Below are 17,268 nucleotides of genomic sequence, written 5' to 3' on the forward strand. Positions count from 1 at the left end.
CTTTAATTTTGGGCAATAAATTTTCCAATTTCCTTGTAAAGATCTGCTTTTCTGATAGGTTTTGAAATATAACCATCGCATCCGGCTGCCAGACATAACTCCTTATCGCCCGTCATTGCGTAGGCTGTAGTGGCAATTACAGGTAATTGAGGATTTAATGATTTAATCATCCTGGTAGCTTCAAGTCCATCCATTTCAGGCATTTTAATATCCATCAGTATTAAATGAATAGCCGGATATTTTTGGTATAACTCCAATGCCTGACTGCCGGTTTTTGCATGCAGGATTCTCACACGTGATAACAGCAGTAATTTTTCAAGATAGGCGAAATTGGTCAATTCGTCTTCTGCAACCAGGAAAATGTATTCAGAATAGTCCGGAATTGAATCCAATCCATTTAATCTATTTTGTAAATCCGGTTCAGGTCTTGACCTGAGTGGTATGCTAAAGCCAAAAGTTGAGCCTGAATGGCTGCTCGAAATAAGTGAGATTGTACCTCCCATTACCTCTACATAAGCTTTGGAAATGGCCAACCCCAGCCCATTACCACCATATTTTCTTGAAAATGAATCTTCAACCTGTCGGAAAGGTTCAAAAATAAGATCCTCAAATCCGGGTTTTACACCTATTCCGGTGTCTTCAACCTGAAAATGTAAACCTGAATCCATTACATTGCAGCTAACCCTTACGCTGCCATATTCAGTAAACTTAAGGGCATTGTCAATCAAATGCGAAATTGATTGTCTGATTTTAGCTTCATCCGAAATCACTTTAATCTGCGACTCCAGTTCATTGGAAATGATAAACTCAATTGACTTTTGCTGTGCGATGTTACTATATTGAGTGCAAATGTCATTCAGCAAATTGTTGATTGAAAATTCGTGGTAATTAACCGAAAGCTGTTCAGTTTCAATTTTAGAAATTTCGATGATATCAGTAATAATTTTGAGCAATTGATTTGAATTTGAAAAAATGGTGTCAACGTACTCTTTTTTCGTTTCATCATCAATTTCAGGTTCAAGTAAAAGCTCTGCAAACCCGATAATGCCATTCATGGGAGTTCTGACTTCATGACTTAAATTGGCAAGAAACGCTGACTTAAGCCTGTCACTTTCTTCTGCTTTTTCTTTAGCCAGTTTAAGCTCTTCTTCCACCAATTTCCGTTCTGTTATATCCATAATCATTCCTGTTATTTCATTGTTGTCAAACAGGGCATTGATAATGACATTCTTTTTAACGCCGCGGGAAGTCAATAAGATGGTTTCGAAATTTGTAACAGATTTTTGTTCAACAACTACTTGCAGAAACTCTTCACGTTTATAGGCATGGGCAAATATTTCGTAAACCGGAACGGAAAGCAGTTCCTGTGTTGAGTTGTACTCTAGAAGATTGGCCAGGGCAACATTGGCAAAAATGAAATTTCCTTCGATGGTCGATTTGTAGATTCCTGTAATAGAGTTTTCTACAAGTTTACGGTATTTGTTTTCTGATTCAATCAGTGCATTTTCAGCTTTCGTAATTTGCGATAAGTCTATGTCAATACAGTATAAATCTTTGCCGTATTCCGCCGAGTTTATAATGGCATGATTGGAGTAAACAGAAACAGCAGAACCATCTTTTGTTTTAAGTACGAGTTTTTCGGAGGTAGATGTAATTCCCGAATCATACATGAGTTTTACATTGGTCTTTACTTCTTCGATCATTTCCGAAGGTATAATCAGGTCGTAAAGCGATTTACCGATGGCTTCCTGCTTTGTGTAGCCGTAAAGTGTCTCTGATGCTTTATTCCAGTATTTAACTGTCCCGTCAGGAGCATATCCCTGTACAGCAATGTTCGAAACATTTTCAAGCAGATTTCTGAACCGTTCTTCACTTTGCCGGAGAGCGGCTTCAGTCAATCGTTTCTGTTTTCTGATGCTTAAATTTTCCAAAGCTTCAGTAACAGAATAGGGCAGGCGTTTCAATTGCTCTTTTATAACATAATCATTCGCACCTGCTTTTATACAGTTTACGGCTATTTCTTCATTTAATGAGCCTGTAATTACAATAAAGGGTATATCAATATGGCTCTCTTGTACAATCTTTAAGGCAGAAATGCCATCAAAATCCGGCATGCTGTAGTCAGAAATAATAATGTCGGGCTTGAAAGTGTCCAATGCTTCAATAAAATCGGGTCTGTTATCAACACATTTACTTTCAAATATTAACCCTGCGCGTTTAAGTTCTTGCACAGCCAGTTCCAAATCGTAGAAATTATCTTCTGCAATCAGAACTTTAAAATTCTTATGTTGTATCATCAGTAAAATATTATAGCTCTACCAAAAATAATGATTTAATTGTTTAAATAAAACAGGCACCAGTAAGAAAATAAAAAGAGAAGCTTTTAAGCTTCTCTTTTTGAATAAAATGTGAAAGGATTACCCTTCAGTAATGATTTCAGCCTCTTTTGAATTGTTAGAGATGCCAATTTTCAATTCAGCCTCATTGTCCTCATAATCAATTGTTATAAGGTCGCCTTCATGAACCTTTGCTTTAATAATTTCTTCAGCGAGGGCATCTTCAATATATTTTTGAATAGCTCTTTTCAGCGGCCGGGCTCCAAATTGTGAATCCCATCCTTTCTCAACAATAAAATCTTTGGCTTTGGTAGTCACTTCAAGGTGATATCCCATTTCAGCAATTCTTTTCACAAGGCTTGATAATTCAATATCAATAATCTTATGAATATCTTCCCGTTCAAGAGAATCGAAAATAACAATATCGTCAATCCTGTTTAAGAATTCAGGAGCAAAAGAACGTTTAAGGGCATTTTCAATCACCCCTTGAGCATGACTTGAACTTCCCGAAAGCTTGGCACTTGTTGAAAAGCCAACACCTTGTCCGAAATCTTTTAATTGTCTTGACCCGATGTTGGATGTCATAATGACAATGGTATTTTTGAAATCCACCTTTCGTCCAAGACTGTCGGTGAGTATACCATCGTCAAGTACCTGAAGCAATATATGGAAAATATCAGGGTGTGCTTTTTCAATTTCATCGAGCAAAACGATAGAATAAGGTTTGCGCCTGACTTTTTCAGTAAGCTGACCACCTTCTTCATAACCAACATAACCCGGAGGCGCTCCAACAAGTCTTGAAACAGCAAATTTCTCCATATATTCACTCATGTCAATTCTGACAAGAGTATCTTCAGAATCAAAAAGGTATTTGGCCAACACTTTGGCAAGATGTGTTTTTCCTACACCTGTCGGGCCAAGGAAGATAAATGTTCCGATAGGTTTGTTCGGGTCTTTCAGTCCGGCTCTGTTGCGTCTGATGGCTTTTACAATCTTTTTAATTGCTTCATTCTGACCAATAACAGAACCAGATAAGTCCTCTTCCATATTCAACAATCTGTCGCTTTCATTCTGGGCAATACGCTGAACAGGAACACCTGTCATCATGGCTACCACCTCGGCCACATTTTCTTCGCTTACTTCCACCCGATGAACTTTTGAATCTTCTTCCCATCTGTTCTTTGCGGCATCAAGCTCAATCATAAGCTTTCGTTCGGAATCGCGGTATTTTGCAGCTTCTTCAAACTTTTGACTGTGTATTGCTTTGTTTTTAAGCTTTTTAACTTCTTCAATTCTGGTTTCAAGTTCAAGGATCTCAACAGGAACCTGCATATTGGTGATGTGTACCCGTGCACCGGCTTCGTCAAGCGCATCAATGGCTTTATCGGGCAGGTAGCGATCGGTAAGGTATCTGTTGGTAAGACTTACGCAGGCCTTAATTGCTTCAGGAGCATATTTGACCAGGTGATGATCTTCGTATTTTTCCTTTATATTGTTCAATATTTCGACAGTTTCCTCAATGGAGGTAGGGTCAACAAGTATTTTTTGGAACCGTCTTTCCAATGCACCGTCTTTTTCAATATACTGTCTGTATTCATCCAGCGTGGTTGCTCCAATACATTGTATTTCACCTCTGGCAAGCGCTGGTTTAAACATATTGCTGGCATCAAGCGACCCTGATGCATTACCAGCTCCTACAATCGTATGAATTTCATCAATAAACAGAATAATATCACGGTTCTTCTCAAGTTCATTCAGCACAGCTTTCATGCGTTCTTCAAACTGACCGCGATATTTTGTGCCTGCCACCAGCGAGGCTAAATCGAGGGTGAAAATCCGCTTGTTAAACAGCACTCTTGAAACTTTTCTGGCAATAATTCTTAAGGCAAGTCCTTCGGCAATAGCTGATTTACCAACGCCTGGTTCACCTATGAGAATAGGATTATTCTTTTTTCTGCGGCTCAGAATCTGGGCTATCCGTTCAAGTTCTTTTTCCCGGCCTACAATCGGATCGAGTCGGCCTTCTTCAGCAGCTTTGGTTAAATCACGGCCAAAATTATCGAGTACCGGGGTTTTTGATTTAGAATCTCCGGCTTTTCTGGGCGCTCCAAACGACCGGCTTTCATCTCCTTCATCTTCAGATGAACTACCGGGCAATTCACTGCGTGGTGATTCAAAAGCAGTGTTTTCTTCATTGCTGATGATGGATTTGAGCTCATCGCGCACAGCGTCGTAATCAACACCATATTTTCCCAGGGTACTGGTAACAAGATTGTCATCATCCTTGAGAATGGCAAGTAAAAGATGCTCAGTTCCAATTAGTTCGCTGTTAAACATCTTGGCTTCAAGGTATGTAAGTTTCAAAGCTCTTTCAGCTTGCTTCACCAATGGCAGGTTTTCTGCCGATTTGTCACGTTTTATATTTGTGCCAATTGTTCCTTCAATTGTTTTTCGCACTTCGTTGGTGTCAACATTGAGCAAATTCATTATCTGAATTGCCATTCCTTCACCTTCCCGGATAATTCCCAGAAGAAGATGTTCAACGCCAATATAATCATTTCCAAGCCTTAACGACTCTTCCCGGCTGTATGTCAAAACGTCTTTAACACGTTGCGAAAATTTAGCTTCCATTTCAAATATCATTAGAGGTTTCCGTTTTCCCGGAGATAATTTCCGGCACCTTGATTTATAACAATTTATTACATATTATGTTCTGCAAGAAAGCTTAAAAATACAGCTATTTGACAAGCAGGCTTCATGCGAAAAACAAACAATGTAAAGATAATTCACCTTGATTAATCAAATACAATGCCGTTTTTAAATTCTTAACATTAAGTTGTTAGTAAATCAGCTAATTTACTATAAAGAATACGCGGATCGTAAGCTAAAAATATCTACCTTCGTAACCCTTTAACGGGATTGAGGATTTTTTAATTTGATTAGATATAAGTGATGGAAAATCAAGCCGATGGCGAAAAAATTGTAAAAGTAAATATTGAAAACCAGATGAAATCGGCCTATATCGACTATTCAATGTCGGTAATTGTGTCGAGGGCTTTACCTGATGTGCGCGATGGTCTTAAACCTGTTCATCGCCGTGTTTTGTACGGAATGCTTGATCTGGGTGTATTTTCTAACAGACCATACAAGAAAAGCGCCAGAATAGTAGGGGAGGTGCTGGGTAAATACCATCCACATGGCGATACATCTGTATATGATGCCATGGTCAGAATGGCTCAGGAGTGGTCTCTCAGATATCCTTTGGTTGACGGACAGGGTAACTTTGGCTCAATTGATGGTGACAGCCCCGCTGCTATGCGTTATACGGAGGCGCGTCTGAGAAAGATTGCCGAAGAAATGCTTGCCGACATTAATAAAAATACAGTTGATTTTCAGTTGAATTTCGATGATTCGCTCGAAGAACCTACTGTTTTGCCGGCCCAACTTCCCAATCTTCTTATCAACGGAGCTTCAGGTATTGCGGTTGGTATGGCTACCAATATGCCACCTCACAATTTAAGTGAAGTCATCGATGGTATCATCGCATATATCGATAACAAAGATATTACCATACCGGAGCTGATGAAGTTTATTAAAGCTCCCGATTTTCCTACCGGTGGCATTATTTATGGCTACGAAGGCGTTAAGGATGCGTATGAAACCGGAAGGGGCAGAATTGTCATGCGTGCTGAAACTAAAATTGAAACTGATGCACACGGACGGGAAAGCATTATTGTGAATGCCATCCCTTATCAGGTAAATAAGGCCGAAATGATTAAAAAAACGGCCGACCTGATAAACGACAAAAAAATTGAAGGCATTTCAGATATCCGCGATGAATCTGACCGCAGTGGTATGCGCATCGTGTATGAACTTAAGCGTGATGCCATTACAAATGTAGTGCTCAATAAACTTTATCAGCTTACTCAGCTGCAAACTTCATTCAGCGTAAATAACATCTGTCTTGTTAAAGGCCGGCCAATGCTGCTTAACCTCAAACAGCTGATTCATTATTTCGTGGAACACCGGCATGAAGTTGTAATCAGGCGAACCCAATATGATTTGAATGAAGCTGAGAAAAGAGCGCATATTTTGCAAGGTTTGCTGATTGCACTTGATCACCTCGATGAAGTTATTGCCCTTATCAGAGCCTCAAAAACTCCTGAAGAAGCCCGTAATGGCTTGATTGAGAGATTTAATCTTTCTGAAATTCAGGCAAGAGCCGTTCTCGATATGAGATTGCAGCGTTTAACAGGGCTGGAGCGTGATAAAATTCATGAAGAATACAACGAACTTCTGAAAATGATTGATTATTACCATGATGTTTTGGCCAACGAAGACCTGAGGATGGAAATCATCAAAAAGGAACTTGCTGCCATCAAACAAAATTATGGTGATGAAGCCAGAACTGAAATCGTTTATGCTGCCAGCGATTTTAAAATTGAAGATACTATCGCTGATGAAAATGTAGTCATTACAATTTCACACATGGGCTATATTAAACGGACACCTTTGTCGGAATACCGGAAACAGAACAGGGGAGGACGTGGCGCCAAAGGCTCCGATATCAGGGACGAAGATTTCCTTGAACACCTGTTTGTAGCCTCCATGCATAATTACATGTTATTCTTTACCGAAAAAGGGAAGGTCTTCTGGCTGAGGGTTTTCGAAATTTCGGAAGGCTCAAAAACTTCAAAAGGCCGGGCTATTCAAAACATGATTAATATAGAACCGGACGATAAAATCCGCGCTTATATTAATTTGAAAAGTATCAAGGATGAAGAGTATATCAATAACAACTTTATAATCCTCTGTACCAGAAAGGGTGTAATCAAGAAAACTTCACTGGAAGCTTATTCACGACCAAGACAAAACGGTATCAATGCCATTACTATACGTGAAGATGATACACTGCTCGAAGCCAGAATGACCAATGGTTCAAGCGAAGTGGTAATGGCGCTGAAATCCGGACGCGCCATCAGATTTAATGAAAATACCGTCAGACCGATGGGCCGGAATGCAAGCGGAGTCAGAGGCATTACACTATCAGGCGATAATGATGAAGTTGTTGGAATGATTTGTATGGAAAACAACAATTTCGATATTCTGGTAGTTTCTGAAAATGGCTACGGAAAACGCTCAAAACTCGATGATTACCGGGTAACCAACAGAGGTGGAAAAGGGGTGAAAACCTTGAATATCACCGAAAAAACAGGACAGCTTATTTCTATTGATTCTGTAACGGATTCAGATGACCTTATGATTATCAACCGGTCAGGATTAATTATCAGGCTGGGCGTTTCAGAATTGAGAGTTATGGGACGTGCTACTCAGGGTGTTAGACTTATCAACCTCAGAGATAATGATTCAATTGCAGCTGTAACGAAAGTTGAAGCTGACGAAACAAATGATATGGACGATTCAGATGATTCAATTTCAGTTGAAATCCCTGAAACCGCATATGACACTTTCCCGGTTGAAGAAGATTCAGATGGCGCATCGCCTGATACAGAGGCCGATGAAACTGATGAAGAGATTGGCCCGGAAATTGATACTGAGTAATAATATTTTATATTTGCACGCTCTAACAGGAGGGTATTAAACTTTTAAACAAAAAACAATGAAAAAATCATCACTAATTCTCTTAATGATGTTGGCCATCACAGTTGCTTTTGGTCAAAAAGCAATGCGAACCACAGCATTCAATGATCTGCGTAAAGGTCAGTTAGACAAAGCCATGCAAAATATTGAGCCAACCATTTCCGATCCTTCAACAATGAATGATCCTAAAACCTGGTTCTACCGTGGTAATATCTATCTGCAAATTCATATGAGCGAAAATCCGGAATACAAAAGTCTGGACGCTAATGCTTTAACCAAAGCATATGAATCATACAAAAGATTACTTGAACTTGATACCAAAAAGGAATATTACACCGAAGCTATTCAAAATATTTTCGTTATTAGTGAACAGCTTTATAATCAAGGTGTTAAATGTTTCAGTGCTGAAGACTTTGCATGTGCTCTTTCTTCCTTTGAAAGGGCTGCTGATGTAAATGCTTCTTATGGCAACATTGACACTCTTTCAATTTTCAATGCAGGTTTATCTGCTGAAAATGGAAAAAATTTCCCCAAAGCAATTGAGTATTACAATCGTATTATTGAATTGAATTACCCTCAGCCATTGGTTTATAATTCATTGTCAAGTATTTATCTCGAAATGAAAGATACAACTACTGCTATTGCAACTATCCAGGCCGGTAGGGTTAAATATCCCGATAATTTCAACCTTTTAATTGCTGAAACCAATATTTACCTTGCTTCAAATCAAAATGATAAAGCAATGGCAAATCTGAGCGAAGCAATTAAGAAAGATCCGGAAAATCCTACAATTCATTATGCAGTAGGTGTAAACTATGCTCTGATGAATGATGTGGCTTCCGCTGAAAAAAGTTATATCAAAGCAATTGAATTAAATCCTGATTACTTTGAAGCTAGTTACAACCTGGGCGCTTTATATGTAAACGAAGCTGCATTGCTGATTGAAAAAGCAAATAAACTGCCGTTATCAGAAACTGCTGAATATGATAAACTCAAACTGCAGGCTGATGATATTCTTCGTAAATCAATTCCTCATTTGGAAAATGCAGCCAGATTAAATTCTGAAGACAAGAGCACGCTTTTGTCACTCAAAGAAATTTATACAAGACTTGGTATGGCTGATAAACGCAAAGAGATTGAAGAAAAACTCAGTGGATTATAATTGCTGATGATTTTTTAAAAGAGGCTGCTTTATGCAGCCTTTTTTTTTGATGAGGGATAACTAATGATGTATTTAATTTTGATAAAGGAGGGCAGGTTTGGAAATTTGATATTTGACATAATATAAATTATGTAACATTTTATGGTTGTAAAAATTGGCATCATTTATTTCATTGACTGTTACATATTGCGATTATTTAAAGCGTAAAAAAAAATGTGAATTAATAAATTACGCTGGATTATAATTCCTAATTTTAAGAAAAAAAACTGAAATTAGTTTCCCACAAACTTCAGCGGGTTTAATTTGTTTGAAACCACAAGATCTATACAATGAAATCAGATAAAATACCAGGAATCGTAAAATCAGACCCATGGCTAAATCCTGTAGTTCATGATGTTACAAATCGATATCAGCGCTTTCAAGATAAATTATCAATCATTGAGCAGGAATATGGCAGTCTTGGCAAATTTGCTGATGCTTATAAATTTCTGGGCATTAATTATGATAAAAAATTAAAAGGTTGGTTTTATCGTGAATGGGCGCCAGCAGCTCATGCGTTGTTTCTATCCGGCGATTTCAATGATTGGGACCCGTTGTCACATCCGTTACACCGCATTGATAATGGTATATGGGAGATTTTTATTGAAGAATCAGCCTATGGTGATAAGTTTGTGCATGGAAGTAAAATTAAAGTGTGGGTTGATGGAGCTAACGGGTTTCTTCCGCGAATTCCGGCATATATTACAAGGGTTGTACAGGATGAAGATACCAAGAACTATTCAGGACAGCTATGGTTTAAGCGCTTTAACTGGGGCAATGATCGGAGAAGCCTCCCTCCTGCTAAAAACTTGTTTATTTATGAGTGTCATGTTGGCATGGCGCAGGAAAAAGCCGGCATAGGAACTTACATTGAATTTGCTCAGAATGTGCTTCCATGGGTCAAGCAATGCGGGTATAATGCGATTCAGATGATGGCTATTCAGGAACATCCTTATTATGGTTCTTTTGGATACCATGTAGCTAACTTTTTTGCTCCTTCATCGCGATTTGGCACACCTGAAGAATTGAAATTCCTGATAAAGACAGCACATGAAATGGGGATTGCCGTTATTATGGATATTGTTCATTCTCACACCGTTAAGAATGTGAATGAAGGCCTCAATATGTTTGATGGTTCTGACAGTCAGTATTTTCATTCAGGTGAGCGCGGGTTGCATCCTCAGTGGGATTCCATGTTGTTTGATTATGGCAAAACTGAAGTTTTACAGTTTTTGCTCTCTAATGTAAAATATTGGTTAAAGGAATTTCATTTTGATGGTTTCAGATTTGATGGCGTGGGGTCTATGATGTATTTTCATCACGGAAACGAAACAATTGATTCGCCACAAAAATACTTTACTGATGGAGTTGAATGGGACGCTATTACCTACCTGCAACTTGCCAATAAACTCATTCACTCCATTAAAAAAGAAACCGTTACCATAGCCGAGGATGTGACTGGGATGCCCGGACTTGCATCTTCGATTGCCGAAGGTGGTATTGGATTTGATTACAGACTTGGAATGGGCATTCCCGATTTCTGGATTAAGCTCTTAAAAGAGTCAAGAGATGAAGATTGGAATGTAGAGGAATTATGGCACGTTATGAACAACCGTTTGCCCGGCGTACGAACAGTTGCTTATGCTGAATCGCATGATCAGGCGTTGGTTGGTGATAAAACTCTGGCATTCTGGTTAATGGATCAGGAAATGTACTGGCACATGGGAAAAGACGATGCCAGTCTGATAGTTGATCGTGGAATTGCTCTGCATAAGTTAATCCGACTTTTTACTATTTCATTAGGAGGCCAGGCATACCTGAATTTTATGGGAAATGAGTTCGGGCATCCTGAATGGATTGATTTCCCGCGTGAGGGCAATAATTGGAGCTATCACTTTGCACGCAGGCAATGGTCACTGGCAACCAATCCTGAATTGAAGTACAGGTTTATGGCGTTGTTTGACCAGGATATGATAGAAATTATAAAATCATACCGGGTGCTTAACGATGAATTTGCAAATCAACTTCATATTGATATTGACAATAAAATAATTGCATTTTCCCGTGGAAAATTGATTTTTATTTTTAATTTCAATCCCTTTAACAGTCTGCCCGATTATGGTATTCATTTGCCAAAACAGGGAAGTTATAAAGTTGTACTTTGTAGTGACAATAAAAAATACGGAGGACATGGGCGAATTGATGAACAACTTACTTATCAAACTGTTGGTGAATTAAATATGCTAAAACTGTATGTCACCAACAGATCTGCGCTGGTTTTATCTGAAACCTGATTGTTGGAAAATTACCGGTTTTTAAATATTTTTAACACCTGGTTAATCTTTATTCTGATTAAGTTTATTATTATTGCAAACTTTTTTAATAATTAGCCTATTTTATGGAACGAAAACGTTTGGTAATTAGTTATAGTAATGTTTCTCCTGAGGTACTTGAAGCCATCAGAAAAAAATATCCTTTAGGGTACTCTAATCATGTGATTAAAGTAAATACAAAGGGTGACGATTTTTTTTATGCAATTACTGTTGATACTGAAGAAGCCAGTTATCTTGTTAAGGTCCCTGTAAAGATTGATACAAAGGGAAGCCTTAATGATGATGATAATCTGGATGACACCAGCGATGATAAGGAAGTTGACGAAGGATATCAGGAGAATGAACCTTCTGCTGAAATTGACGAATAATTATTAAACAGCCGGCAAGGCTGTTTTTTTATGTATATAATTTATAAACCAGAATCATGGAAGATACTCTGTTGACTAAAAATGACCAGCTTACTCAGGAATTACCATCTATCGTTTTAAATGCTGAAGCCATTCATTCTCTGGCTGAAACAAGAAAATGGACCAGTTTCTTTGCTGTTTTAGGGATTATTGCCTTGGTTTTCATGTTTGTAGCCGGGATTATTTCAATTATTGTTCTGCCCATGCTTAACCAGGAAAGTGAGCCAACAGCATTGCCAGCAATTGTTACAGGACTGGTGTATTTATTACTTGGGGTAATTTATCTTTTTCCAATCATCTATCTGTTTCGTTTTACAAAACTGGTGCGCCAGGCCATAGCTTCTTCTAACGGTAATTTAATGAGCAGTGCTTTATATAATTTAAAACTGCATTTTAGAACAGTTGGTATAATTACTATTGGTTTTATTGCTGTTTACTTGATTTTTATCATGTTCTTATTGGTTTTCGGCGCAGGAATGCTTGCCGGAAATATTTAATCAGGTATCAAGGAAAGTTTACCGGGTATTTAATTTCTAAAAATTAAGCTTTTCAGAATTTTCTTACCTGTATTTCTAAAACCGGAACTTGCTTCATTCATTTGAATTTCAATTATATCATACAGTTCACGCCTGATTTCAGGGATATTATCTGAGATTTTCTTGAGAATAACCATGCAGTGTACTTTAACTGCAATACTTTCATTGTCAGATTGCAGCCAGTTGAAGCAGGTGTCAGCTAAAATTCCCAATTCATCTTTTGGCAAATCCGATCTTGATATCATTCTCAGAGCATGCCTTTTCAGCCCATCGCTACTGAAGTTGACCAAACCTGATGAGAGCCTTCCGATCTTGTTTATCAAAAACTCAGGATTAATTTCGGCACAATAATCGGCAGCCCAGGCGGCTCTTCTGCTTAATGGATCTTCATTTTTAAATATGAATGACCACAAGGTGTCAAATAGTGCCGGATGAGCCATAATTATACGTACAACCAGGTCGGTATTGGCTCTGGATTGTTCCTGAAGCAGAATATTTTTTAGTTCTTTTTCCAATGATGGCAGATAGCTGACATAAACCTAAGGAAAGCAAAAATAGCTATTCTCCTGAAATATCAGAATACTTAAAAATACAAAAGGGAAACTACCCTTGCGGAGTTGTTTCCCTTTAGTCAAGCATCAGACCTTGATCTGTTGCTGACTCCAGATTATTGTTTTGGTGCCTTGTTATTGATTTTCCCCGTGAGGTAATCCTTAACTTACCATCTTCAAAACTTTACAACCTAAGCTGTAGTTTTTTGAAAAGGATTCCGGTTATTGTACCTTTCGATTTTTCAGCTACTCCCCTTGCAGTTCGTTTCTGGTTGTCTCCGGCCATTTGGTCAGGTGTTTCTGCTTTTCAGCTGATTCACTTTCACCTCCCGAAATTTTTCACCATATCGTTGGTCTGGTTTTGTAAAATTAATATAATTTCATCCCTTTGTCAAGTGTTTTTTAAATTTGATTATCAACACATTACGAACAAAAGATATGAACAATTGTTAATATCCTGTGTCTGACATTTTTATTAAAACTCCTCCCCTTTCAGGATTACCGGGCTATTCCGCAACCAAAACCGGTTTACCTTTTTTAAAGCCTTTTACTTTAAGAATGATTTTTTCATCTGCATGAAAGTCTGATGTGCCCGGATGTATTTCACAACGAATACAATTGTTAAATACATCTGCAATGGTAACAGTAATTTTGTCTGAATTCATCTGAATATGATCTTCAACAGAAATTATTCTAAACTCATAACTTGCTCCTTCAGTGTATATTGGGTGTGCTGGTTCAAGAAAAACTCTTCCTGTACAATTTATGCGATCTACTTTACAAGTTAATTCCATACCTGGTTCAAAACCATAGTTCAGGTAATATTTGTATGGCACAAGATGTCTGACGCCTGTGTTGTCTTCAAGAATCATATATTCTTCATGGTCTGATAATTGAACCAGTTTAATATATTGGAACAAAGAAACATCGCCTTCATTCAATTTAACTTTATTATTAAACCAGGCTGGCGCAGTCATATATAATTCAATTTGAGGAGCTTTGACGCGTTGCTTTAATAATTCCTTTAATTGATAGCAACCTTTTCATCAGTAAGTCAAGGTGTTTGGTATCCCGAATACTCACTTTGATCAGCCCGTCAAATTTACCATTTTTACTATCAAGAGAAATGGTTCTCACGTCCATTTTGAGTTCATTTGAAATCAGGTTGGTGATAGAGCTTAAAATTCCAAGCTGATCAAATCCGCTTATTTTTACTGTTGAGATAAAGTAAGTTCCTTCAACAGGTTTTGACCATTGTGCATCCATTGAGCGGTAAGGGAATCGTGTGCGCATTCTGGAGGCATTGGGGCATGAAATCCGGTGAATTTTAATTCCATCACTAACGGTAATGAAACCAAAAATTTCATCACCCATTACCGGGTTACAACAACGAGCCAGCTTATATCCCTCAATCTCAGAGTTTTCGTTAACAATGATTACATTCTCGGAGGTTCGGTTGGTTTTGAGTGGTTCAGCCTTTACCGGGGGTTTGGGTTTTGATTCAATTTTTTCGTCTTCAGCTTTTGTTGTTCCTATAACAATATCTTTGATTGCCGAAGGTTCAATTTTACTTTCCGCCAGTTTTTGAAATAAATCAAGAGGGCCGGAAAGTTTGAAGAATGCAACAAGCTTATTGATGGCCTCATCTTCTTTGGTAATCTTTAATTGAGCGATTTTTCTTCTGAAAATGTCTTTACCAGCCTCAGCCTGTTTAAATTCAGCTTCTTTCAGGTATCGTTTTATTTTGGTTTTTGCCCTGCTGGTGGTAACCCAGCCCAGCCAGTCAATGTTGGGATTTTGATTACGGGAAGTAATGATTTCCACCTGATCTCCATTTTTCAGGAGATGTCTGATGGGAACTATTTTTTTGTTTACTCTTCCTCCGCTGCATTTTGCTCCAAGGTTGGTATGGACTTCAAAGGCAAAATCGAGTACAGTTGAACCTGCTCTGAGCTTTTTGAGATCGCCTTCAGGCGTAAAAACATAAATTGTATTTTCGGCAGCCACCGGTTTTGTTCCTGATGATAAAGCCTCTTCTGATTCTTCCGGATTTTCAAGAATTTTTCTGATAGAGTTGAGCCATTCATCAGTTTCAACAGACCCTTTCTGGCCTTTATAACGCCAGTGGGCCGCATTGCCTGATTCAGCCTCTTCATCCATTCGCAAGGTCCTTATTTGCACTTCAACCCATCTTTTGCCCGGGCCTAAAACAGTTACATGTAACGATTCGTAGCCATTTGGGCGCGGTATTGTTATCCAGTCGCGCAGCCTTTTGGGCTCAGGTTTATATAAATTAGTAACTACTGAATAAGCTTTCCAGCAATCGGCCTTTTCATCAGAAATTGAGCTGTTTAGTATAATTCTGATGGCAAACAAATCAAAAACTTCCTCGAAGTCAACCTGTTGCTTTTTCATCTTGGTAAAAACCGATGAAACTGATTTTGTACGGTTTTTAATCACAAAATCAAGGCCCATTCTGCTAAGTTCAGCTTTTATAGGATCCAGAAACTCTATGATAAAGTCGCTACTATCACTTATTGCCTTTGCAATATTGGCCGAAATTGTTTGATAAGCAATGGGGTTGTTATAATGAAGCGAAAGCTCATCCAATTCTCCTTTTACTCTGTAAAGTCCGAGTTTGTGGGCCAGAGGTGCATATAAATCTGAGGTTTGCAAAGCAATTTCCCTTTTTTTTGCATCCGGCAAGCTTTCTATTTTACGCATATGATGCAACCTGTCAGCCAGTTGGATAAGTACCGACCTGACATCATCAGCGAGGGAGAGTAAAAGACTACTGAAGTTTTCTGCATTATCGGTAAGCTTTTCAGTCGGGAGCTGATTAAGGCGATTTAAATTACTGCAGATTACAGCGACTTCAGGAAGTTTCAGCTCGCTGACAAGCTCTGCAAATTTGTTATCGTCATGGCTAATATTGTGAAGCATAGCTGCAATTACAGAACTTAATCCAAGCCCCATTTCTTTAGCAACAATGATAGCGACATCCACTGAATGACAAAAATAAGACTCCGATGTTTGGTATAAATGGTCACCATGGATGTTCAGGGTTGCTATAAAAGCTTTTCGCAGTTGTTTTTGACCTGATGGTGTTAAAAATGGTTTACAGGCCTGAAGAAGCTGTCTGTATTTAAGAACAACAATCTTTTGTTTGTCGATGTGTGCCAAGGGTGTATTCATAACAATTTACTTTAACAAAGATAAGCCATTGGGAATAATTAAAAAAAGCGCCCTGATTAAACCAGGGCGCTTTTAAGTTTGAAATCCGTGTATGATTATTTTTGCGGATTATCAAGGCTTTTAGTGCCCGGTTTTGATTTTTGAGGTTCAGCAATTGATTCACGCATATGGGTATCAGCCTGAATATTCTGAAACTTATAATAATCCATAATACCTAAATTGCCTGTTCGGAAAGCGTCAGCAATTGCTCTTGGAATTTCAGCTTCGGCTTCAATAACCTTTGCGCGGGCTTCCTGTGCTTTTGCTTTCATTTCCTGTTCATTAGCAACAGCCATAGCCCGGCGTTCTTCAGCTTTTGCCTGGGCAATATTTTTGTCGGCATTGGCCTGATCCATCTGAAGCTGAGCTCCAATGTTTTTTCCAACATCAATATCAGCGATATCGATGGACAAAATTTCAAAAGCTGTGCCGGAATCCAGACCTTTCGATAGTACTACCTTAGAGATAGAGTCAGGATTTTCAAGAACCGCTTTATGTGAGTCAGCTGAACCAATAGAAGAAACAACACCTTCGCCAACCCTGGCCAGGATAGTTTCCTCTCCTGCACCTCCAACTAATTGTTTGATGTTAGCTCTTACGGTTACTCTGGCTTTAGCAATCAGCTGAATACCATCCTTGGCAACCGCAGCTACCGGAGGCGTATTAATAACTTTTGGATTAACTGACATTTGCACTGCCTCAAAAACATCACGTCCTGCCAAATCAATGGCAGTTGCAGCTTTAAAATTCAGGGGGATGTTCGCTTTGTCAGCTGAAATCAGTGCATTCACCACTAGTTTAACTCTTCCGCCTGCCAGATAATGCGCTTCAAGTTCATCCCGTGTAATTGACAAACCTGCTTTTGTTGCATTAATCATAGCGGTTACAATTACTGAGGGTGGCACTTTTCGCCAACGCATAAAAACCAGTTGTAATAAAGAAACCCTGACTCCCGACAACAATGCCGAAAACCAAAGGCCTACCGGGATAAAATAGAAAATTATCCATAACCCGAAAAGGGAAGCAATTCCTATTGCTACAATTACCAAAAAGCCTGATTCAGCCATAG

General features: G+C 38.6%; 11 protein-coding genes. 5 read left to right on the plus strand and 6 right to left on the minus strand.

Going from position 1 to position 17,268, the window contains the following annotated elements; translation table 11 throughout:
• Nucleotides 1-2 precede the first annotated feature (2 nt).
• Both H6541_06235 and H6541_06240 read right to left on the minus strand, forming a co-directional pair.
• Nucleotides 3-2,297 (minus strand): response regulator, encoded by a 2,295-nt coding sequence (locus H6541_06235; protein ID MCB9015378.1) that lies wholly within the window; start codon nt 2,295-2,297, stop codon nt 3-5.
• 120 nt (nt 2,298-2,417) lie between these two features.
• Nucleotides 2,418-4,967, minus strand: coding sequence for an ATP-dependent Clp protease ATP-binding subunit (locus tag H6541_06240; protein ID MCB9015379.1), 2,550 nt, complete (start codon nt 4,965-4,967; stop codon nt 2,418-2,420).
• Nucleotides 4,968-5,288: 321 nt separating this feature from the next.
• Between H6541_06240 and gyrA the strand changes: the two genes are divergently transcribed.
• The 5 genes from gyrA (at nt 5,289) to H6541_06265 (ending at nt 12,375) form a co-directional block, all read left to right on the plus strand.
• Nucleotides 5,289-7,898, plus strand: a complete 2,610-nt coding sequence (gyrA, locus tag H6541_06245; GenBank protein MCB9015380.1) for a DNA gyrase subunit A — start codon at nt 5,289-5,291, stop codon at nt 7,896-7,898.
• 58 nt (nt 7,899-7,956) lie between these two features.
• Nucleotides 7,957-9,099, plus strand: coding sequence for a tetratricopeptide repeat protein (locus H6541_06250; GenBank protein ID MCB9015381.1), 1,143 nt, complete (start codon nt 7,957-7,959; stop codon nt 9,097-9,099).
• A gap of 329 nt (nt 9,100-9,428) precedes the next feature.
• A complete protein-coding gene (locus H6541_06255; protein MCB9015382.1) occupies nt 9,429-11,432 on the plus strand; it encodes an alpha amylase C-terminal domain-containing protein in 2,004 nt (667 codons plus the stop codon).
• A gap of 104 nt (nt 11,433-11,536) precedes the next feature.
• Entirely contained in the window at nt 11,537-11,839 is a 303-nt protein-coding gene (locus tag H6541_06260; GenBank protein MCB9015383.1) for a hypothetical protein, read from the plus strand.
• A gap of 56 nt (nt 11,840-11,895) precedes the next feature.
• Nucleotides 11,896-12,375, plus strand: a complete 480-nt coding sequence (locus tag H6541_06265; GenBank protein ID MCB9015384.1) for a hypothetical protein — start codon at nt 11,896-11,898, stop codon at nt 12,373-12,375.
• 29 nt (nt 12,376-12,404) lie between these two features.
• Here the strand turns inward: H6541_06265 and H6541_06270 are convergent, their stop codons facing one another.
• The 4 genes from H6541_06270 to floA form a co-directional block, all read right to left on the minus strand.
• Nucleotides 12,405-12,929, minus strand: coding sequence for a hypothetical protein (locus tag H6541_06270; protein MCB9015385.1), 525 nt, complete (start codon nt 12,927-12,929; stop codon nt 12,405-12,407).
• Nucleotides 12,930-13,471: 542 nt separating this feature from the next.
• Nucleotides 13,472-13,942 carry a hypothetical protein gene (locus H6541_06275; GenBank protein MCB9015386.1) on the minus strand — a complete coding sequence of 157 codons (471 nt, stop codon included), beginning with the start codon at nt 13,940-13,942 and terminating at the stop codon, nt 13,472-13,474.
• A gap of 7 nt (nt 13,943-13,949) precedes the next feature.
• A complete protein-coding gene (locus tag H6541_06280) occupies nt 13,950-16,160 on the minus strand; it encodes a bifunctional (p)ppGpp synthetase/guanosine-3',5'-bis(diphosphate) 3'-pyrophosphohydrolase (protein MCB9015387.1) in 2,211 nt (736 codons plus the stop codon).
• A 95-nt stretch (nt 16,161-16,255) separates the two neighbouring features.
• A complete protein-coding gene (gene floA, locus H6541_06285) occupies nt 16,256-17,266 on the minus strand; it encodes a flotillin-like protein FloA (GenBank protein ID MCB9015388.1) in 1,011 nt (336 codons plus the stop codon).
• Between the last annotated feature and the right edge of the window lie 2 nt (nt 17,267-17,268).

The sequence above is a fragment of the Lentimicrobiaceae bacterium genome, from assembly GCA_020636745.1.
Taxonomy (GTDB): Bacteria; Bacteroidota; Bacteroidia; order Bacteroidales; family Lentimicrobiaceae; genus Lentimicrobium.